15 protein-coding genes are annotated in these 23,013 nt (G+C 43.8%); 10 read left to right on the forward strand and 5 right to left on the reverse strand.

All coding sequences use genetic code 11. The features are described from left to right. The first annotated feature begins 14 nt into the window (after positions 1-14). A complete protein-coding gene (locus C900_RS00635; protein WP_009577573.1) occupies positions 15-407 on the forward strand; it encodes an Hsp20/alpha crystallin family protein in 393 nt (130 codons plus the stop codon). A gap of 217 nt (positions 408-624) precedes the next feature. On the opposite strand, the gene C900_RS00640 is transcribed toward C900_RS00635, so the two are convergent. The 4 genes from C900_RS00640 to C900_RS00655 all read right to left on the reverse strand — a co-directional run bounded on the left by C900_RS00640 (position 625) and on the right by C900_RS00655 (position 6,590). Beyond that, entirely contained in the window at positions 625-1,830 is a 1,206-nt protein-coding gene (locus tag C900_RS00640) for a hypothetical protein (protein WP_009577574.1), read from the reverse strand. Between the two features lie 151 nt (positions 1,831-1,981). Further along, positions 1,982-2,884 (reverse strand): porin family protein, encoded by a 903-nt coding sequence (locus tag C900_RS00645; RefSeq protein WP_009577575.1) that lies wholly within the window; start codon positions 2,882-2,884, stop codon positions 1,982-1,984. Between the two features lie 175 nt (positions 2,885-3,059). Next, positions 3,060-4,775 (reverse strand): DUF1501 domain-containing protein, encoded by a 1,716-nt coding sequence (locus C900_RS00650; RefSeq protein ID WP_009577576.1) that lies wholly within the window; start codon positions 4,773-4,775, stop codon positions 3,060-3,062. A gap of 12 nt (positions 4,776-4,787) precedes the next feature. Beyond that, entirely contained in the window at positions 4,788-6,590 is a 1,803-nt protein-coding gene (locus C900_RS00655) for a DUF1800 domain-containing protein (protein ID WP_009577577.1), read from the reverse strand. Positions 6,591-6,958: 368 nt separating this feature from the next. On the opposite strand from C900_RS00655, the gene C900_RS00660 reads away from it, so the two are divergent. Next, a complete protein-coding gene (locus C900_RS00660; protein WP_009577578.1) occupies positions 6,959-7,813 on the forward strand; it encodes a hydroxymethylglutaryl-CoA lyase in 855 nt (284 codons plus the stop codon). Positions 7,814-7,884: 71 nt separating this feature from the next. After that, the gene (locus tag C900_RS00665; RefSeq protein WP_009577580.1) at positions 7,885-8,520 is read left to right on the forward strand and encodes a tetratricopeptide repeat protein; all 636 of its coding nucleotides are present in this window, start codon (positions 7,885-7,887) and stop codon (positions 8,518-8,520) included. A 399-nt stretch (positions 8,521-8,919) separates the two neighbouring features. Here C900_RS00665 and C900_RS00670 read toward each other — a convergent pair whose 3' ends face one another. Next, complete coding sequence (locus C900_RS00670; RefSeq protein WP_009577581.1) at positions 8,920-9,960, reverse strand: LacI family DNA-binding transcriptional regulator; 1,041 nt, start codon at positions 9,958-9,960, stop codon at positions 8,920-8,922. A 394-nt stretch (positions 9,961-10,354) separates the two neighbouring features. Between C900_RS00670 and C900_RS00675 the strand changes: the two genes are divergently transcribed. The 7 genes from C900_RS00675 to C900_RS00705 all read left to right on the forward strand — a co-directional run bounded on the left by C900_RS00675 (position 10,355) and on the right by C900_RS00705 (position 22,799). Next, positions 10,355-13,483, forward strand: coding sequence for a SusC/RagA family TonB-linked outer membrane protein (locus C900_RS00675; protein WP_009577582.1), 3,129 nt, complete (start codon positions 10,355-10,357; stop codon positions 13,481-13,483). Between the two features lie 10 nt (positions 13,484-13,493). Next, positions 13,494-14,846 carry a RagB/SusD family nutrient uptake outer membrane protein gene (locus C900_RS00680; protein WP_009577583.1) on the forward strand — a complete coding sequence of 451 codons (1,353 nt, stop codon included), beginning with the start codon at positions 13,494-13,496 and terminating at the stop codon, positions 14,844-14,846. Positions 14,847-14,859: 13 nt separating this feature from the next. Beyond that, on the forward strand, positions 14,860-15,357 hold the full coding sequence (locus C900_RS00685; RefSeq protein ID WP_009577584.1) for a DUF5004 domain-containing protein: 498 nt from the start codon (positions 14,860-14,862) through the stop codon (positions 15,355-15,357). Positions 15,358-15,359: 2 nt separating this feature from the next. Then, a complete protein-coding gene (locus C900_RS00690) occupies positions 15,360-16,118 on the forward strand; it encodes a hypothetical protein (protein WP_009577585.1) in 759 nt (252 codons plus the stop codon). A 6-nt stretch (positions 16,119-16,124) separates the two neighbouring features. Next, positions 16,125-17,846, forward strand: coding sequence for a SusE domain-containing protein (locus C900_RS27935; protein ID WP_009577586.1), 1,722 nt, complete (start codon positions 16,125-16,127; stop codon positions 17,844-17,846). A gap of 70 nt (positions 17,847-17,916) precedes the next feature. Continuing rightward, a complete protein-coding gene (locus C900_RS00700) occupies positions 17,917-20,766 on the forward strand; it encodes an alpha-amylase family glycosyl hydrolase (RefSeq protein WP_009577587.1) in 2,850 nt (949 codons plus the stop codon). Between the two features lie 383 nt (positions 20,767-21,149). Further along, complete coding sequence (locus C900_RS00705; RefSeq protein ID WP_009577588.1) at positions 21,150-22,799, forward strand: alpha-amylase family glycosyl hydrolase; 1,650 nt, start codon at positions 21,150-21,152, stop codon at positions 22,797-22,799. Positions 22,800-23,013: the final 214 nt, after the last annotated feature.

Consider the following 23,013-nt stretch of genomic DNA (forward strand, 5'->3'; position numbering starts at 1 on the left):
AACGGAGGAAGTTTATGAAATATGATCATGATATAAAGTGGGTGAGACAGGTGCTGAAAACCGCAGATATTATGAATACATTGAATGGCGGAACCAGCCAACCTCGTACCAAACTACGGAAAACAAATAACAGCTATGTACTGAATGTACAGATACCCGGTGTAGATGCAGATACTTTGAAGGTAGATATTATCGACAAAAGCTTGTTTGTATACCACAATCTGATGTTCGGTGAGCGTTCGGATGCCGTAGTGATGGTGCCTCACGTTGTAGCCACGTACCCTTTGTCTCCTGATATTGATTTTAGAAGTATTACGGCAACGTATGAAGATAAAACCCTGCGAGTTGTGATGCCCTTCAACGAATTAAGATCCGGATTTTACAGGGGAATAAACATACAGAAATAGTAATCAGTTCACTGTTTACTGTTCTCAGTTATTTGTACCAAAAGGTATTCTTCGGTCTTTGGATCTGAGTTTACTCGTGCCACCACTTTACCGTTGAGGAGATAGTGGTGGCACGAATAAAAAACTGTGAACTAAAAACTGTGAACTGTGAACTGTGAACTAAGAACTGTGAACTGTGAACTGTAAACTAAGAACTGTGAACTGTGAACTGTAAACACTATTTCACCAATTCCGACAGCTCTTCTTTAGAAAGCTTAATCAAGCAGATGCGCCCAAAACGTCCGGCTACGTAAGTGGTGCCGGCAACAGCCAGGCCTTCATCTTCAGTGGATGTAAATCCGGCTAGCTCAAAAGGGTTCGAAAACCCTAAATACTTGGTTCCCAGCAACTCACCTGAACTACTGGAAAAGGCAAATAGAGATATCTGACCATTTTTTGTATTACTGGCGTAAAGAGATACTTGTGTACCATTGATATCTACTTGTTTTACAATAACCGGGGCATCTTCTACTAACTCAGGAAAGGGATTTCCATCCAGATCAACGGTGGAGGTGGTACTCGTCACCGAAAGCTGTGCTCTGGGGTTGAGGTAGTTATCTCCAAAATTAAATCTCGCAATGGCAAAATTGTTATTGCCTATTGGTGATAAGGCGCTTATGCCACCATAGTGCTGCTGACCTTGCGTAACACCAATTGGTTCATCGTCAGATAAGTTGGTGAAAATCAATGAGAGGGTATAATTATAGAAGCCATTGAAATAATAAAGCCCGTTATCGGTTCTGCCGGTGATAAAGGGCAATTGTTTTCCAGTACGGGTAAAATGCTCGATGATAGGTGCTTCAACATCACTACCCGCGCCAATGGGAAAGGCTTTGCCGGCCGCTGTCTGGCCGGTAGGTGTCACCACAGATAACACGCTGGTTTTGTCTCCATTGTTATAGCTCAACAACAGGATATTACTGCCACCCGCGTCTACGGAGGCATAAAGTGGATACTGTAAGCCCGAAACCGGAACAGGGTCACCCAGCTCACCTGCCTGGCTGATGGAGAATATATAAGCCTGAAGCGTTACTCCATCCATAGCCATAAAGTAAAAACTGTTGTCAATTTCCATGAGGTTGTAAATAGGGTGAACAAACTGAGAAGAGAGATTTTGCTCTGAGACGAAATTACCTTCCTCATCCACTTTCATCAGGTACACGCCTATAAAGTCCGAATCATTGAGCCGGGTGCCTCCGAGAATGATATACCCGCCATCCGTAGTCTGTTTGACATCTAACGGAATGAAGGAAGCCTGGAATCCATTGTTATCATAGATCTTCAGAAAAGATTCTCCGGGAGCTATTTCATTATCAGAAATATCGCACGACCACAGGCCGATAAATGCTGCGATGGTGAGGATATAGATCAGGGTAGATTTCATTTGTATATTTTTAGTATTGAGATATTGGTATTGAGATAGACGGAAGTCGGAAGTCCGAAGTCGGAAGTATATTACTGACCCTCGACTATATTCACGATTCTCATTTTTGCCTTCTGCTTTTGCCTACTGCCGACTATATTTTATGTTGTTATTAATTTGTTGCATTATAATTTTTGCTGATAAACCTCAGCGGGAATAAAAAACCCAGGTTAAAGGAGATGTTCCTCATCTCCAGATCATCCAGCGCATCACCAATTCCGGTCAGTTGGTTTTCTGAATACCTGTTCTTAGCATTGGAGATGTTGTTGAGACCATACCGGTATGTAGCATCGAACACCAACCGCACGTTCCAGAAATCATAGCTAACGCCCAGTCCGCCTGCTATGCCTACGGATGACTTGATGAACAGGTCTTTGGCACCAATAATGGCTTTCTCCGTTTTAAAGGGACCGGCATTTCCTGAAGCATAGTCGGTGCCGGTTATCTCTACGGCTTTGTTGGCACTAACAAGTGTAGCATAGTAAGCGCCTACTTGAACGAACGGCCTTGCGGTTCCCTTCAAAATATCGTATTTTATAAACAGGGGTATTTCTATGTAATCCAGTTGGTGATCCTGTTCATACTTCAATTCCAGTCTGTTGTCCTGGTTTTCACTGTCACGCCATTCGAAGGTGTTAGAATAAGAAAACCGCTGACGCCTGTAGTTGGGCTGTACGCTGAAAGAAAAGCCTTTATGATAAAATGTGATCTCCAAACCAGCATGCCCGCCCGGTAGTTCAAACCCGCTATACGACTTCTCGTTGAGTTTCGGTTCATAGTTGATAGGACTGAAACCGGAATATCTTTTAGTGGGCTCCACTTCTGTAAGATTGAGCCCGGCCCTGAAACCCAGCCACCACTGGGTTTGCAGGAATTGATCTTCCCGTTTAGGTTTGCTTGAACTATAGGCCGGGTAGATTTTGTCGCGATTCTTCTTCCTCTGACCATAAGAGCTGTTTACAGCCAGGGTAAGTACTAGTAAGCCACTCAGGCTTAGTGCAACCAGGTTTTTCATGCATATATGTTTAGTATTGAGATATGAGATATGAGTATTGAGACTCGGGTACGCTCTGTGTTGTTCTTCCTATTCTTTTCAGGAATTGCAACTAAATACTCAGACTCGTTTAATTTATTCATTGCCTTTTGCCAACTGCCATTTACTATCGGAGTTGGCTTAGTCTTTCTTGTTTTTAGTCTGTAATAATCAATTTTTTGGTGTCTTTTAATAATCCGGCTTCTATCTGGTAAAAGTAGATGCCTGCTTTTAGCCCTGAAAGGTCGACTTTTATACGGTGTTCGCCAGGATGTCTTTTTTCTCTCAGTATCCACCTTACAGTACTCCCTTTCTGATCCATCAATTTAAGGCTGACATGATTCTCAGTATTGATATAAAACGACATGTTTGTATGCCCTTTTGCCGGGTTGGGGTAGGCATTTTCCAACCTGAACCTGTCTCTGAAGAAGCTTTCCGTTCCGGTGACCGAATCCGTGATCAAAGGCAAGGGCTCGTAGCTTCCACTTCCATCTTCCTTCGCTCCATTTATAAAATTGCCAAAAAAGATGTCATTGTTTACCACCTGCTCATCTACTTTCATCCAGTCCTTCAGCAGGTTGGCGAATATCTGACGGTAATCGTACTGCATGGCGATGTTGCCACTGCCTGTAGAAAGATCATGGTTAGTGCCAATTACACCGGGGTTCACATATTTTCCGAATATAAATAACGGCCCTCCGGTGCCATGGTCGGTGCCAAAGCTGCCGTTCGAATCTATTCTTCGGCCAAATTCAGAGGTGGTCACCGAAACAACTCTATCTTCAATACCCCGGGCTTTCAGATCAGCCTGGAAAGCATTCATAGCTGAAGTGAGATGATACATCAATGCGGCATGCATACCCATGGTAGAGTTGTAGCTCTCCACCTGATCGGCATGGGTATCGAACCCACCGATGCGTACGAGGTATACTTTTGTTTTTGCACCTCCGGATATCAGCCGTGCAACGAGTTGCAACTGTGGTGTCAGCCTGTTCGAAAGACTGCCGGAAGGTGCATTGAACGGGTATATCTCAGGATAAGCTACCGAGGTTGCTGCAGAATTCCTGTAAACATCCCACAGGCGAGCTGCATAGTCTTCAGATTTTTCCTCTAGTCCCAATATCCAGTTGAGTTCCTTGCCATATGGTGAGTCATTGAGCGATTCCGGCGGTTTGCCTCTTGGATCTACCTGCTTATCATGGAAACCTTCAAGACTTTCTACAAGGTTAGCAAAACCCTCCGGACTTCCCGGAAGAGATATGGAAGTTGGAATGTTTCCGTGTTGGTGGAATAAGAGCGATACATCACTGCCGATTTCGATGGCTAGCGGATCCAGCATATCATCATTAGGAAAATCATTGGGGTAAACTTGTGGCAAATAATGGTTTTGCAGATACCGCCCCACCCAGCCTGAAGAATAGTAATCATCAAAGCCACCGCCCATATACCAGATGTCACGACCACGGAAGTGCGAGCCATTGTTGTTGGGGTAAGATACCCCCTGCACAATAGCAAGCCTTCCGCGATCGTAAAGATCCTTTGCCCCGATCATATCCGGGTGTAAGCCCACCTGATCAGGACCGGGAAGGGTAGAGTCCAGAGGTATGTATCTGCGTACACTATTTTTAGCGGGGATAGCAATGTTGGCCCTTCGGCTGTAGTAAAGATCATACTGCTCTACAGGGATGACTGCATTGAGCCCATCATTACCACCATGGAGCTGAATAATCACCATAACCCGGTCATTATCACTTTGTTCTGCAAGCCTTAAAAAATGGCTATGCTGCGACATCACCCTGACAGGGATATTGTTCAGGGCAAAAGATGCTCCTGCGAGCATCGGTATCTTTTTCAGGAAGTTTCTTCTCTTCATAGTTGATGCTCGTTAAAATAATTGATATTCAGGTGATTGCATCATGGCATTGAATAACCTTCGCAAATATTCCCCGGCCTCCAGGTAAGAGGCAGGAGTAGAGTAAAGGCTTGCCCAGGCAGCATTTGTACTATCTACGTCTGCACTATCATCATAGCTGGTAAACTGAAGAAATGCCTGCAGAAAATACCGGATCCTTTCTTTGGTAAGGTCACCGCCATCTGCTTCAAAGTCCAGGTTATCAGCAAAAGGATAGAGGTAGGGAGCTAACGCTATGATCAACTGTTTGCCATCGGGAGCGGAGCCATCGAAATTTGCCCGCACATACGACAGCAGGTTGATATAAGGATATCCTTCCGTGAGACTGAAAAGCTCGCGCATGAAATTATAGCGCTGTGTCAGGTAGTTGGTAGAGATCCAGTTCCTGTTATAAACAGGGTATTGATGATAGGCGACATAACCCGCTACTTCAAAAGGCTCATAGAAGTTTAACCCCTGTCGTGCCATTTGAGTCAGCAGGTTGCCGGTGATCATATAGAAGTCTTCCAGGTTAGTTTCATAATCAGGCAGATCAATCTCCAAAAACTGCAATGTCCCCAATATAAGATCCAGGGGTGATTTGATAATACCACCGAATTTGTCGTCATCAACTCCCGATAAGGCCTCGTAAAAATGCTCACTCCGGAACAGCTCTTCCAGCACCGGCTGTATCTTATAATTATTGGCCGTAAAAGTTGCTGCCATGTCGTCAATAATAGTATTATCCAGCTCCTCTGTGATTTCGTAGTAAACGAAAAAGCGGTATAGCTTACGGCATATATGACGTGCTGTTTCCTCTTTTGAATAGATCATTTCGACCAATTGACTGATCTCATCCAGCACACTCTCTTCTGTTGGCTGACCACCCATGAGCAATGCGGGGTCGGCATCTATAGTGACCTCGTCAAACCTATGGCTAAATTTTTTCAGATTGGAATTATTTTCATGAGAAGAAGCGATATTTCCCCCTTTGATACGGCCCCTTGGCAGTCCGGTATATGGGTCGATATTAGTATAGGTGTTGTCATAATCGAAGCCAGTCAATACATTAGCGGCAGCGCGTACATCTTTTTCTGTAAAGTTAAAGTAGTCGCCCTGACCAGTAGCAGGAGGGAGGGAGCCTTCAAGACCACGACCAATGGTATAGAGCTCAAACATTTCCCTGGCATAGTTTTCATTGGGACTTCCCTTGACATTTTGCCTTCCATCCAGGAAGACCAGCATGGCATTGTCCACACAGAGTTTTTTAGTCAACTCTTTGAAATTAAGCGGTACGGTCACTGTCTCGACAATTCCCGTATCTTCATTTTCTATATCTGCTTCTGTGTCTTCTTTATCGAAGGCAAACATCCGGAAAAGTGCATTTTGAAAGTAAAGCGCCCGGCTGTCGTTCACTTTTTCCTGCATGGTGGTAAAATGAGTATGTAAGAAAAAGGTGATTTTTTCCCTTAAAGAATACGACAGCTTCAAATCTGCCGCCACACCAGTGGCGACCATCTGGCCAATAAACCATCTTTTGAAATATTCCTGGAGTTCATCGTCTCCGCTGTTGACATCCTCTATTGCACCGGAAATAACCCATTCCTGGTTGGTGGCTGTATCAACAGGTAATGGAGGATCGGGCAGGTCAGTGGCAAATAATTGTGCAACGGCCTGGGATGCTGTAAGGCTTGCGAATTCATCTATTTGCTCTTTGGACGCTCCAAAGGTGGCTCTTCTAAGCAAATGCGCTGCACGCTTTACCCCGAGAGAACCCGTTAAAGCTGTAAGTGGCATAGGTTGATATTAACATGTTTAAACTACAAACTAAAAAAACAGGGCCAACTACAACAGCAATTAAAGATAAATTGACAATTTAGCCGACTAATATAAACATTTTTTCTTTTATAAGCGCATCATGTATTTTTGAGTTGCCTCGGCAGCGATAGCTTTAAATCTCAGACAGTTAGGATGCCGAAGTAACTAAAAATGAAAAAACTGAGAACTAAGAACTGAAAACTAAGAACTGAAAACTAAGAACTAAGAACTGAGAACTGAGAACTGAAAACTGTGAACTGAGAACTGAAAACTGAAAACTGAAAACTGAAAACTGAGAACTAAGAACTGTGAACTGTGAACGGTGAACTGCGAACTAAAAACTGACCATGAAAATAATTGAATGCCCCAGAGATGCCATGCAAGGCATCAAAGATTTTATCCCTACATCATTAAAGGCCGGCTATATCAATCAACTTCTCCAGGTGGGCTTTGATACTATTGATTTTGGTAGCTTTGTTTCTCCAAAGGCTATACCTCAAATGAAGGATACTGCTGAAGTGCTGAAACAGTTGGACCTGGACAAAAGTAATTCAAAACTTCTCGCTATTGTTGCCAATTTAAGAGGCGCCGAAGATGCTGTGCGGTTCGAAGAGATCACCTATCTTGGCTTTCCTTTCTCTATCTCCGAAACATTTCAGCAGCGCAATACCAATAAGTCGATCATAGAAGCACTGAACACCCTGAATGACTTGCAAGCATTGTGCGTCAAACACGAAAAAACACTCGTTTCGTACATTTCAATGGGCTTCGGAAATCCGTACGGAGACCCTTATGATGCTGAGGTTGTAGCTAAGTTTACAGATATCCTGGTCACCATGGGTATCACTATTATCTCATTGGCAGATACCATAGGAGTTTCTGATAAGGACAATATTACTATGCTATATACCAACCTGATAGGCCAATATCCACAGGTAGAATTTGGTGCTCACCTGCATTCCCATCCTTCGACTGCTTTGTCAAAAGTAGAAGCCGCATACGAGGCCGGTTGCAGGCGTTTTGACGGAGCCATCAATGGCTATGGTGGTTGTCCCATGGCTAAAGATGATCTGGTAGGCAACATTGCTACCGAAACTATCGTGTCTTATTTAGAGAAAAAAACTCCCAGTTTGGGAATAGATCCGGCACAATTTAAGAAGGCAATGGAGGCGGCACCTGCGATATTTGATCAATTTCACTGATTTATATCCAATTCACTTTTTTAGCATTCTTTTTGGGACCTCCTTTAAGAGAATCCACCAGAAAGTTAGAAATGAAAAAGTATTTGATCCTTGCGAGTATTATAGGTCTGTCCACCAGCTTATTCTCGCAAACCGCTACTGAGTTTACCGAAAAGGGTAAAAAACTGTACGAGGAGCGGGAATATATGCAGGCGGTTATTAATTATAACAAGGCTATAGAAGTTGATCCTAATCATCATCAGGCGTATTACATGAGGGGTAAGATCAAGGAGGCGTTTGAAGATATTCATGGAGCAATGAAAGACTTTAATACAGCCATTGAGAAGAATGGTAAATATGCAGAGGCATTTTTTGCCAGAGGAAATATCAAATACAGACTCCAGGATTATTACGGTGCGATTGCAGATTTTACATCTACTATTGCTCTGGATGCCAATAACCTGGATGCCTACTATAAAAGAGGACAGGCAAAGCAGCAACTCGAAGCATATCAGGATGCTATCAATGACTGCTCGAAAATATTGGAACTAAAGCCCAAAAACGTTGATGCTTACTACCTGAGGGGAATTTTAAGATTGGAATTTGGGCAGCTTCAGGAAGGATGCCTTGATCTGAGCAAAGCCGGAGAGCTGGGTGATATAAAGGCATACGATATTATCAGGGAAAAATGTAACCACAGACTATACTCTCCCGCGGAAGGAGAATAATATAAAGATAATTAATCGGGGTTTTTCATGGTAAAAAGGCTCTGGGGGCTTCCTCAGGGTCTTTTTTTAGTTTACCGTTTATCGTTCACAGTTCACAGTTCACAGTTCACAGTTCTTAGTTCTTAGTTCACAGTTCTTAGTTTTCAGTTCATAGTTCACAGTTCATAGTTTCAAGTTTGTTAACTGTCACAACCAATAACCATTAACCAATAACTATTAACGAACAAACATCAAACAGGAAACAGGAAACATCAAACATCAAACATCAAACATCAAACTGGAAACAGGAAACATCAAACTCAACCAACTAACGATTAACCATTAACCATTAACCATTAACCATTAACGATTAACCATTAACCATTAACCATTAACGATTAACCATTAACCATTAACGATTTAAAGATGTCCGTTCACTAAAGAAGAACCCCTGACAATAAGGTCAGTCTTCAAGATCCTGGTTTCGGGAATGATAGTTTCGTCTTCTTCAGCCTCTATTTCCCGGATCAGTAGTTTGGCTGCTTCCTGGCCCATTTTAAAGCCCGGTTGATCGACTGTAGTGATAGCAGGATCAGTCATTGATGTAAATTCCCAGTTGCTAAAACCTGCTATAGCAAAGTCCTGAGGTATTTTTAGCCCTTTTTCTTTGGCAGCTTTCATGGCGCCTAGTGCAGCCCTGTCGTTAATGGCAAACATAGCATCTGGCGGGTTGGGAGAATTCAGTAGCTTGGCTGTGAGCTCCTTAGCTGTTTCTTCGCTATCAGCAGCGCGGCCTCTCACTATCAGAGATTCGTCAAAAGCCCGGTTGTATTGCTCAAGGGCCATGCAGTAACCATCCATACGCTGTTTGCTGATTATAAGGTTTTCCGGGCCAGCCAGGTAGGCGATCCTTTTATAGCCCTGTTGTATAAGGTGGCGGGTAACCTGGAAAGCCCCGTCAAAATCATCAACTATTACCTTGCTGCAGTTGATCGTATCACAGACCCTATCGAAGAACACCATTGGCATACCCCGTCTATGGATACTCTCGAAATGCTCGTAGTCGGTGGTTTCACGTGACATAGATATAAGAATGCCATCTACCCGATGGTTAGCAAGGGCGCGGGTGTCCATCACTTCACGTTCATACGATTCGTTGGATTGCGCAACAATTACGCTATACCCTGCATTATATGCAATGTCTTCTATACCACTAATGACTGTAGAGAAGAAAAAATGCACGATCTCAGGAATAATAACACCTATAGTATTGGATTTACTTCTTCTCAGGCTGAGCGCAATGGAGTTGGGTAGATAATTTAGTTTTTCCGCCAGATCTGTAACGGCTTTCTTGGTTTCCGGGCTCACATTCGGATGATCTTTCAATGCACGCGATACTGTTGAAGAACTGATCCCGAGTTCCCGGGCAAGATGTTTAATGGTAACGTGGTTGTTTTTCATAAGTGAAGCCCTTAGCCATTTGATGTTAAAACTCGGTTACAATTTAGAAATTATTTTTCAATTAGAGATCGAATTTCTATAAAAAGTACAAATGAAATGTTTTTATGGTTCCTTACAAGACCTAAAATAAGCAAGAAATTACATCAAAAAATTTGAGTCAATTTACGCAAACGTTTGCGGTGACGGTATCATCAAAAAAAGCCGAAAAAAGTCGATTTTTTAATTTGACCCCATAAATATTTTTCCAAGATTGGTTAAGCGAGGATTAAGGATTTGTCAAAAAATCGTAGTGAAAAGTACGCTGCAAACGTTTCCAGTTACATTCATTGCCATTTGCTGATAATTGTTAATAAATGCTGAAATCTTTAAATAATCATATTTTAATAATTGGCTTATGAAACACAAACTACTATTGTCTTTTATGATCCTCTGCCTAACCTCGGCAGCCTGGGCACAGCAAATTACTGTGTCAGGTAAGGTTACGGATGCAGCGGATAAATTGGGACTACCCGGTGTTAATATCATCGAAAAGGGTACGACCAATGGTACGGTTACCGATGTGGATGGTAACTATTCGATCAGGGTGGGATCGGGTGCCACACTTTTGTATTCCTATGTGGGATATTTAACAGAAGAGGTACCGGTAGGTGGCCGCTCAGTTGTAGACATTCAAATGGAGGCTGATATTACACAACTTGCCGAAGTTGTTGTGGTAGGTTACGGTACTCAGTTAAAAAGAGAAATCACCGGTTCTATTTCCAAAGTGGATGGACAAAAGCTTCAGCAACTTCAGGTACCCAGTTTCGAGGCAGCCCTGCAAGGTCAGGCAGCGGGTGTTCAGGTGATCCAGAGTAGTGGTATGGCAGGCTCGGGGTCCGTGATCAGGATCAGGGGTATATCTTCTGTTTCAGCCAACGGTGATCCGCTATATGTTGTAGATGGTATTCCTATTACTGCTGACAATTTCCTGGCCGAAGCTAACTGGCAAAATGGCGCTTTCAATAATAATCCTTTAGCCGCGATCAACCCTAACGACATTGAATCTATTGAAATATTAAAAGACGCTGCTGCTGCCGGTATCTATGGATCCAGAGGGGCGAATGGTGTAATTCTTATTACTACAAAAAGAGGAAAGGCAGGAAAGCCTTCCTTTAATTTTTCTTCTACAGTAGGTGTGTCTGAGGCTGTGGCTAAACCTAAGCTTTTAAGTGCTTCAGAGTGGCTTGAGCTAAGACAGGAAGCCTGGGAACTGGACGGCAACACCGGAGCTGTATGGGTACCGGGTTACACAACAGCAGGCAGTTCTTCAGAAGAGCGCCTGGCTACTTTAAATATGCTGCGCGATCAGCAAATAGATACCGACTGGTGGGATTTATTGACAAGAAGAGGTTTTAAGCAGACATACAACTTGTCAGCCAACTTTGGTTTTAAAGATTTGACCGCTTATGTAGGTGGTTCGTATGGTAAAAATGAATCCTATATCGATGGTAATTCATTTGAGAGACTAAGTATTCGGGCTAATATTGATTACAAGATCAGCGACAACCTTGATTTAGGTGTTTCATCATCGCTGAGCAGAGGTATCAACGAAAGAGTAAGGGTAGCCTATACGGGAGGATTAGGAGATGCCATGTCGGTGGCACTGCCTGTTTACCCCGTGCATAATAGTGATGGTACTTATTTCCGTGGCATTACCAGAACGGTAGCGAACCCTGTTTTTACTAACGACAATTTTCAGGGCTATACCATTGACGATCGTTCCATTACAACATTGTCTTTGAGATACCGTCCGATCGAAAAACTGCAGGTATCCCTCTCGGGTGGTTATGACTACCTCGATCAGAAAAATGATCAGTGGGAGTCTGGTATATTAAGGAATGATTTCATTGACACAAACGGTGATGGTGAAGGAGATACCCCCAGAAACAGGGCAGAGAGAGATGTGCGCTGGGTGGATAATTTCAATGCCAGCGCCACTGCCGAATATGATTACGAGCTTTCCAGTGATAGCAAATTCAAATTTCTGGTTGGCTCTGAATACCAACAGTCGATAACTTCCGGTAAGAATAACATGGTTTTTCTGGGAAGTGATGTAAATAGTACTCAGTTCAAGGATGAAGGTAATTTTTCATCTGAAACCCAAGACCCTCAGAACCTCTTCAGGCTGAATGACGACAAATGGTCATTTTTGAGTTTTTTCGGAAGGATAAATTACTCTCTGAAAGGAAAGTACCTTATTCAAGGTACTGCCAGAACAGACGGCTCGTCCCGATTCGGATCCAACAACAGGTTTGGTTTCTTCCCCGTACTCTCTGCAGCCTGGTTGCTTTCTGAAGAAAGCTTTATGGATAATGTGGGTTTTGTTGACTTCTTAAAGCTAAAAGCAGCATACGGAATCACTGGTAACTCCAACTTCCCAAGCAATCAATGGATTGGTACTTATGGGGTTAATCCTAACGGTATTTATAACGGCCAGCCTATTCGCTACCCTAATAAAGTACATAATCCTGACCTTAAATGGGAAACAACTAAAAGTGTAGATATTGGTTTTGAACTGGGAATACTTAATGAGCGACTGGATCTTGAGGTTTCCTATTATCATAAAAGAACAGAAGATGTATTGATGAACATTACGCTGCCTCAGTACAACGGCTTTGGTAACTTTTGGGACAATGTGGGTGAAATCAAGAATGAGGGCGTAGATTTTACCCTGACCTCAAAGAATATAACATCACCGAATTTTACCTGGACTTCTACCCTGAATGTTGGATACAACTACAATGAAGTGATTTCGATAGGTGGTTACACCGAAGACGCTGTGGGTGGTGGAACAAATGATACCAGAATTGTTGAAGGTTCTCCTGTAGGAACAAACTTCCTGGTAAGGTTCTCAAGAGTTGACCCGGCTAACGGTCGTCCTATATATTTGGATATCAATGGTTATGAAACTTATGAGTACAACGAACAAAGAGACCGTGTAGCTGTTGGAGACGTACTTCCCGATGCAGTCGGTAGCTTCAACAACGTATTCACCTACAAAGGTTTTGATCTGGGAGTGCTGTTTGTATTTACCATTGGTGGTAATATCTATGATTCATCGTCCAAGCGCCAGCTTACCTTTTTGTCTGACTGGAATGTACGTGAAGACGTTGGAGACAGGTGGACGCAACCAGGTGATATAGCACGTTATCCGAAAGTAACATTGAGCCCCGCCGAGCACGGTAACGACAAGGAGTGGTTTAATACAGACCTGTATTTACATGATGCTACATACTTCAGAATGCGTAACATCTCATTGGGTTATACCCTGCCAAACAACCTGGTATCCAAAATCGGCCTTAACAGCGCCAAGATTACCTTATCCGGCACTAACCTGTTGACATTCACCGAATATCCGGGCCTGGATCCTGAAGTGGTACGAGATTTTGACAACGTAACGGACAGAAACCTGAGCCCTAACGTAACCTATCTTACTCCTCCTCAGGAGAAGGCTTACAATGTGACATTAAATGTATCATTCTAATCAAACAGCTATGAGAAAGATAATTAATTACAATATATGGTTGCTGATCATCCTCATGTGCTGGTCGTGTGATAGCTTATTGGAAAATGATCTGCCATCCAATGAGGTGATTGCTGAAGATGCGCTGGAATCAGCCAACGATGTTCAGCAGTTGCTTAACTCCACCTATGACGTTACTGCCAACGTATTTAATGGCAATAATCAGCGATTTTCAGAATTGCTGGCTGATAACGTCACTATTCTTGGAAACTCCGGATTCCTGGTGCAGGTATACAACAGAAGTACCGACTTCTTTAATTCTGATGTGGGAGGGTATTACGGACAACCTTACATTGCCATCCTGAGGGCGAATACCATCCTTGAAGGTATCGATGATGTGGATCTTACCCAGGATCAAAGGGATAGATTTGAAGGAGAGGCTAAGTTTTTAAGAGCGATCAATCACTTTGCTTTAGTGCGTCATTTTGCACAACCGGCGGGATACACTGCCGATAATTCACATCTCGGGATTGTTGTAAAAAGCAGCGCTGAGATCAAGACCGATGTCAGGTCTTCTGTAGATGCTGCCTATGATCTGATCATTGCAGATCTGGAAGATGCGGTGGACCTGTTGCCGGCCCAAAACGGTAATTATGCTACTACTTATGCGGCCCAGGCTTATTTGGCCAAAGTTTATTTCCAGATGAATAATTTTGCTCAGGCTGCAGCTTATGCTTCCGATGTTATCGAGAACGGGCCTTTTACTTTCTCTGATGATATTAATAGCAGGTACGGCACCAGTGTTTCCAGTGAATCGATCTTTACGCTGATCAGTACAGGCCTTGAAGACAACCGTGCCGGTAATTTCAAAGGTATGTATGATTCGAGGGCGGCAGTACCTACTTTATTGGTTTCTGACGACTACTTTTCACTGGTTAATTCGAGCGGTGGAGAGCGTAGCGCCTGGGTTGAAAATATTGGAGGCTCAAAAGTATTTACCAAGTTCAACCGCGATTACATGAACGTTTCGCTGACTAACCTGACGGAACTTTTGCTGATAGCCGCAGAGTCGTATGCAGAGCTTAATCAGAATCTGAGTACTGCTATTGATTATGTGAATACGATCAAGGACAGGGCAGGAGTAGCATTACTTTCAGACGGATCATCAGCGGGTCTTATCATTTCCGAAGCCCGTAAAGAGCGCAGGATTGAATTCGGAGGTGAAGGCTATCGCCTGCATGAGCTGAAGAGAAGAGGCACACTCGGAGAGGCTGTTTTGATCAGGAATGCACCATGGGACTGCAATGGAATGGTACTTCAGTTTCCCGCTTCCGAACAGGCCGTTAAAGGTTTTGAGATGAACCCTGAAGGGGGTTGTAACTAAAAAATATAGCAAGATGAAGAATTTATTAATAATCGTAATAGGATTAGCACTTATCATATCCTGTACCCCGGATGAATTTCCGCCACTAGGTGATAGACCGGACAGGGTACAGCAGTTGACAGGCGCCTGGAAGGTAACTCAGGTAACTCAAACAGATAACGATGCTGTGAGAAAGGGTTTCCCCTTCTTTGCACAGCAGCAGGATATCACTTCGGCATTCAACTTTACTGATCTTGAGATCGTGCTGAATGTTGATAATAGCTTTGCTGTAGATGCCGGAACAGCTCCTAACGTCATTGGAATGACTGCAGGACAATGGGAGACCGATGATGCTGAATACCCCAGCGAGGTGATCTTTAAGAATGGAGGGCAGCAAATGGAAATAGGAATTGGCTCCTTTGCAAGTATAGGAGAGGGTATACTAACGCTGAAAGTGATCCGCTATGAGGATAAGGGAGACGCCCTGCAGCCAGTGATCACCTATGAGTACAAACTAAAAAAACAGAATTAAAGATGAAGAAATTAATATACATAATCTTTCTGTTGGGGATAGGCTTAGAAAGCTTTGCTCAATCGTTCAGCTCAGATCCTGCTTCGTTTACTGCCGAGGATGCCGTAACACTAACTTTCGATGTGACAGGGACGTCATTAGCAGGAAAGAGTGATATTTATTTATGGTCATGGATAGCTGAGGGGTGCTCAAGCAGTTGCGATGCGCCTACTAATATTAACCCTGCCAGTAGTGCAACGGCCGATGCTAAAATGACTCAGAGCGAGTCGAATCCGAATGTCTTTACCATTACTATTATCCCGGTTGATTTCTTTGATAAATCTCCTTCTGAAATGAAGAAGATAGGGGTGCTGGCCAAAGGAACAGATTGGAGTGAAGGACAAACAGCAGACTATCTACTGGACATAGAGCCATTAACTTTTGTACCAACCGTTGATCGTAAATTTCCAACCAAAGCTACAGCCAACGATGTAATAACATTATACCTGGACCAAACTTTGGCGGAAAACCTTGATCTGAAGTATGAATTGGCTGATTTCGAAGTGAGTATTACCGCTTTTGACAGTGACGGAGGACAGGTAGGGGATACCGTTACCAAAGATGCTGTCAATGAGGGAGATGGTATTCACTACACACGTATTCTGCCGCAGTTCACATTCAATGCTGATAACATTGTATCCATTAAATACAGGTTCATCAGCAAGGATAACAATGAAGTGCAATCAGATGAGTTTTCATACGAATTTCTGGACCTAAAATAGAAGATCATGATCAAAAATATTAAACAAATAGCGCTCTTTTTGATGGCAGCTCTGGCAGTGATGAGTTGTGAACGGGAAGACCCGATTGAGGATAATATAGGCCTGGGGGAACATATTTCCGAGTTTAAGCTGGAAACACCTGCCAATTTCTCCTCGCTGATGCTCAACGAAGGTCTGGCGGACAAAGAAGTGGTTGTAGAGTGGGAGGCGGCCAAGACAGGATTGGGAAGTAATCCTACATACACTTTTTTGTTAGACAAAAAGAGCGGAGACTTTTCATCACCTTTACTATCTCTTGCCTCCGATGAAGAGGGTATCAATAATCAGGTGACAATAACATACGGTCAACTGATCGAGGTGGTAGAACAGGCGGGTGCAAGTGAGTTCATTTGGACTGTTGAAGCAAAAACGGTGAACAACAAAGGAACAAATAAAGTACGTGCAACCAATAGCTTTGAATTAGGCCTGACTGTCTCTGATGAAGGGGTCACTGATTTTGCTTATTTGTCTCCTGAGAAGAATGAGAAAGTGAATATTGACCCGTCAAGTGCTGATTTAATTCAGTTCACTTGGGAAGATGCTATCTCAGTGAGCGGGGCTCCGGTAGTTTTTACGGTACAATTTGATACTTTAGGTGGAGATTTTTCACAACCGGTTTATGAAATATTATCGGATAATGATGGTGGAGACGCATCGCTTTCATTTACCCATCTTGAGCTACAAGGTGTATTAAAAGCTATCAAATATACAGATGGTTTGAATTGGAGGGTGGTAGGATCTGTGGATAACTTTGAGTATTCTCCAGGTGTACAATATGTGAGGTTTAAGATTTTAAGCGAGTGCGGCAACTTTTGCACCATTGGATTAATAGGAAGCGCGACTTCCGGAGGTTGGAATGATGATACCGATATGCGAAAAGCAGATCCGGCTGACTTATCACTATGGACGGCAACACTTTATTTAAATACGGGTGCCGTTAAATTCAGAGCATCGGATTCATGGGATATCAATTGGGGCGGTTCTGACTTCCCGTCTGGTACAGGAACTCAAGGAGGACCCGATATTGCTATTTCCACAGCAGGTTATTATCAAGTAACCTTCAATGACAGGACCGGTGAGTACAGCTTCACGCAATTAACTGCTGACACTCACGCTACTGTTGGGATAATCGGTAGCGCGACTTCAGGAGGCTGGGACAGTGATACAGACCTTACTCAAGACAATATCGACCCACATTTATGGACTGGTACAATTACGTTAACCGATGGAGAAGCCAAGTTTAGAGCAAATGATGCCTGGGATGTTAATTGGGGAGATGCTACATTCCCATCAGGATTCAGTATACAGAATGGTCCTAATATACAGATTCAGGCTGGTACCTACTTCATACGTTTCCATGATGTAACCGGGGAATATTCTTTTATGAATACTGCTAATTCGGCACCATATGGCACAATTGGAGTTATAGGCGATGCAACAGCAGAAGGCTGGGGCGCTGATACGGATCTTATTCAAAATCCTGCTAACCCATATCTGTGGTCAGGTAAGATCGTACTCACAGACGGAGAAGCAAAATTCAGGGCTGATGATGATTGGGGAGTGAATTGGGGAGCATCAGATTTCCCATCGGGAGTTAGCACTCAGAACGGACCAAATATACCTGTTGAAGCCGGCACGTATATCGTGTTCTTTAATAGTGGAACCGGAGAATATCGGTTTCTGAAGTAATCATAATGAGTCATTTCGGTCAGGGTACGTCCTGATCGAAATGACTCGCTTTTCACAAACCACACCACTTATGCAAAAGCTTTACAGCACACTTTTTATTCTTGGCTTTTTCTTTACCAATGCATGGTCACAGGTCACCACCGACCCTGCTTTTCCAAAAGCAGACGAGTCCATCACATTTACCATTGATGCATCCGGCACCGGACTGGACGGCTATACTGACGATGTCTGGGTTTGGACCTGGATCAGCCAGGGCTGTACCGGCAGTTGCGATGCGCCTACCAATGTCAACCCTGCTACCAGCGCTCAAAGCGCTGCACTGGCCACAAGGTCTGGCGGTGATCCGAATGTGTATACTATTACTTTTACACCTACTGATTTCTTTGGCAAACCAGCTTCCGAATTCGAGCAAATCGGCCTGCTGCTCAAAGGACAGGATTGGAGTGATGGACAAACGTCTGATTACTTTGTAAACATTTCAAGCGGTGCTTTTGAAGTAGACTTTACAACTCCGACTTCATTCCCATTGTTTGTAAATGTGGGAGAAAACGTGGAAATAGCGGCTTCAGCCTCTGAAAATGCAGATTTCAGCCTCACTATTAATGGTGTGGAGGTAGCCACAGCCACAGGTACAACGACCATCGCTCACACAGAAGTAGCCGGTGCGTCCGGAAGCTATGCTGTAGAGGTAATAGCGGATAACGGCACCACGACAGCCACAGATGAGTTTACTTTCATCGTCAGAAGTACTACTGAAGTGGCAGACAAGCCTGCCGGAGTGATTAAAGGTATCAATTACGATCCCGATGACCCTACCAAAGCAACGCTGGCACTGCTGGCGCCCATGAAGTCTTCCGTTTATGTGGTGGGCGATTTTACTAACTGGGAAATAGACCCTGCCTATCAGATGAAGAAAGATAGTGAATTGTTCTGGTTGGAGATCAGCGGACTAACAGCAGGAGAGGAGTACGCTTTTCAATACCTTGTGGATGAAGAGCTCTATGTTGCGGATCCCTATGCCGACAAAATACTTGATCCCGATGATCAGTACATTCCCGCCAACACCTACCCTGACCTAAAAGCTTATCCCGAAGCCGCTAAAAGAGATAAGTGGTACTACAACCGGCTTGCAGTATTGCAAACCGGACAGACAGCATACCAGTGGCAAACCACTTCTTACACCATGCCTGCCGAAGAAGATCTGATTATTTACGAACTACTTATCCGCGACTTCTTTGCCAATGGTGAAGAGAACTACCAAAACCTGATCGACACCCTGTCTTACCTGGAGGACCTTGGAGTAAATGCCATTGAGTTGATGCCTATAATGGAGTTCAACGGCAATGAGAGCTGGGGGTACAATCCTACTTTTATGTTTGCGCCCGACAAATTTTATGGGACCAAAAACAAGTTCAAAGAGTTCGTGGACAAGGCGCACGAAAAAGGGATTGCTGTGATCCTTGACATAGCGATGAACCACAACGACATCCCTGCACCATATGCTTTGATGTACTTCGACTTTAACAATTCCAAGCCAACGGCAGATAACCCCTGGTTCAACACCGATGCCAAACATCCGTACAATGTATTTTTTGATTATAACCATGAAAGCGCCTATACCCAGGACCTGTTAGACAGTATTAACCACTACTGGCTTAATGAATATAAGGTAGATGGCTTCCGTTTTGACCTTTCCAAAGGGTTTACCCAGAAGAATTCCGGTGGCGATGTAGGCGCATGGAGCAGCTATGATGCCTCCCGTATCGCTTTGCTTAAACGTATGGCTGATGATATCTGGTCGCATAGCCCCGATGCATATGTTATCCTGGAACATTTTGCTGATAACACCGAGGAAAAAGAGCTCGCTGATTACGGAATGATGTTATGGGGCAATCTCAACCACGCCTATAACCAAAATACTATGGGATATGCTGATGATTCCAGCATTTCCTGGGGGTATTACGGTAACAGAGGCTGGTCATCTCCACACCTGATCACCTATATGGAAAGCCACGATGAAGAGCGCCTGATGTATAAAAACCTGCAATACGGCAATGTATCCGGAACATATTCGGTGAAGGAGTTGAACACAGCGCTCGACCGAATAAAAGCAGCTTCAGCACTGTTCTACACTATTCCAGGGCCAAAAATGCTATGGCAGTTTGGTGAAGTTGGGTATGACAAATCCATCAATACCTGCCCGGATGGTGCTATCAATGATGATTGCCGCGTTTCGCCCAAGCCAGTGCCATGGAATGATGCGGAAGGGCTGGATTACAATCACAATGACGAGCGTATGCTCCTGCAGGCTACGGTAGCTGAGATCATCAAGCTGAAAAATACCTATAGAATTTTTCAAACAACTGACGTCACCCTGGGGCAGGATGGCCTGGTGAAGGAGTTAGTATTGAAAAATGATCCGTATACTACCACACCGGCCAGTTCTGATCAAATGAACGTTTATATAGTGGCTAATTTCGATGTTGCCACAAAAACCGTTAACGCAGCGTTCCCGCATAATGGAAAATGGTACCATTATTTTGCCGGAGGGCACGCGCTGAATGTATCCGCAACTACCCAATCGCTGGAGCTGGAGCCTGGAGAGTTCATCATTTATACCGATGTGCAATTACCGCCACCTCCTGATGAGCTTTTGAAGATTATCACCGCCATAGATGAAGATGTGCAATCGACAGGGATGCTGTTTTATCCTAATCCTGCTTCAGGTTTACTCAGAATCCGGACAGCGAGCCCGGATACGCAAATTACAATAAGCAACATGTCGGGCCAGCACATGATGTCGGAAAAAATAAAAGATCAGGAAGTGCGAATTGATATAAGACACTTGCCTACAGGTGTTTATATCGTTACCTTGCGCAACAATTTTAAAACAGTGACCAGTAAATTGATCAAGAATTAAAATATGAACATAGTTCAAGTCTTGAGCGTAGCGGTGACTTGGACCTAACTAACTCTAAGTCTTCAGACTTAGACATAGAAAACAACGTAAGTCTGAAGACTTACAAATAGGCGAGGCACAAGTGACGCTAATCGCTTAACACTTGCGCCAGTGTCGAAATAAAATAAAATATGGTTCAAGTCTTGAGCGCAGCGGTGACTTGGACCTGATTTACCCTAAGTCTTCAGACTTAGATAAAAAACAACGTAAGTCTGAAGACTTACAGATAATCAGGCACAAGTGACGCTATCGCTGAACACTTGCGCCAGGTGCAGAAACAAAACGAAAACCATGGTTCAAGTCTTAAGCGCAGCGGTGACTTGGACCCAATTAACATAAAAAATATGACTAAACCCTCCGCTACCTCCGTTTCTCCTCTGCTCCCTCTGCGGTTGATCATCTCCGTTTTTGCATTGCTGATCATCTCCTGTCAATCGGAAGAAACCACCCAATCCGTCACCGAGCAGCAACAAATCTCCGCCTGGCCGGAGCACGGTATCACCTACGAGATCTTCGTCCAGTCGTTCTATGACTCCGATGGAGACAGCATTGGTGACATTAAAGGCATGACCAGCAAGCTGGACTACCTGCAGGATCTGGGGGTAGAAGCAGTATGGCTGATGCCCATAATGCCCTCACCATCATACCACAAATACGATGTTACTGACTATAAAGACATTCATCCCGATTATGGCACGATGGAAGATTTTAAGACTTTTGTAAAAGAGGCTCACAAGCATGATATTAAAGTTGTGATCGACCTGATCATCAACCATACTTCCTCAGAGCACCCATGGTTTAAAAGCGCTGCTTCTGATCGGGATAGTGAATATAGAGATTATTTTGTATGGGCTGATAAAGATTCTATTGCTGAACAACTGGCTAAAAAAGAAATATCCTTTGATTCCGATAACATCAGACAGTGGCATGCCGTAGATGGTGATACCCTGGCCGAGCATTACTACGGCTTCTTTTACGGAGGTATGCCTGATCTGAATTTCGATAATCTCGAACTGCGGGCAGAGATCTATGACATTGGCCGGTATTGGCTGGAAGAGGTAGGAGTGGACGGCTTCAGACTAGATGCCGCCAAACACATATATCCTGACGACAGGGCGGCAGACAACCATGCGTTTTGGATAGAATTTAGAGATAAAATGAAGGAGGTAAAACCCGATGTATATTTAGTAGGAGAGGTGTGGTCCGATACCGACACCCAGGCCCCTTATGCAGAGGGTTTTTCGGCCTTATTCAACTTTGACCTGGCATTTAGCATCCTGGAAACTCTTCATAAGGGGGAAGACGTCACGGCTGTTATTGCCGGTCATGGTTGGAAGTTACAAGAAGACAAGTCATTAGTAGATGGCTACATCAATAGCAAAAGGGAGTTTGTCAAATACAATCCCGACTTTGCCATTGCCACCTTCCTGAGCAACCATGACCAGAATCGGGTGATGAGCGTGCTGGACAACGATCCGGAAAAAGCCAAAATGGCTGCCTCCATACTGCTGACCTTACCCGGAGCGCCTTATTTATACTATGGCGAAGAAATAGGCATGCGAGGCATGAAGCCTGACGAGCACATCCGTGAGCCGTTCGTATGGGCACCTGCTACACAGGACACCGGCCGCTCGAAATGGATCACTCCAAAATTCACTACAGATGCATCTGTAACCCCACTCAGCGAGCAAATGGAGGATCCCACCTCGATTTACAACCATTACAAAACCATGATCGCCCTTCGAAAAGGCAGCGAAATACTTACCTATGGCGACATTGAGGTGGTTGAAAACCCGAACAAAGGACTGGTGATCTTTGAGAGACACTATGAAGGTAAGAAATTGCTCGTTATTCACAATGTTTCAGGCGAGGCTCAGACTGTAGAAGAGGAGATGCTGAATGGCTTTTCTGAGGTTTATTTCAGTTCTTTTGATTTGGAGAGTGTTGATAGAAGGGTGGAAATGCCGGGGTATGGAACGGTGGTTTTGAGGTAAGCCATTTATTGAAGAATCAACATTAAGTAAGTACATCAGCTCCAGGTTTCCTAGTGCTTTTGGCAAAAAAAAGAAGAAATTCTTAAGAAGTAGATCTAAACACTAATCGCAATTATAATTCTATTTATAGCCCTTAAGGTGTGGTTAGACCATTTTCTTTTTCCGGAAATTCAGTTGTATAGATTTTTTGGTCAAGCGTAACGACTATTCCTTC

It is taken from the genome of Fulvivirga imtechensis AK7, from assembly GCF_000331535.1.
Classification (GTDB): Bacteria; Bacteroidota; Bacteroidia; order Cytophagales; family Cyclobacteriaceae; genus Fulvivirga; species Fulvivirga imtechensis.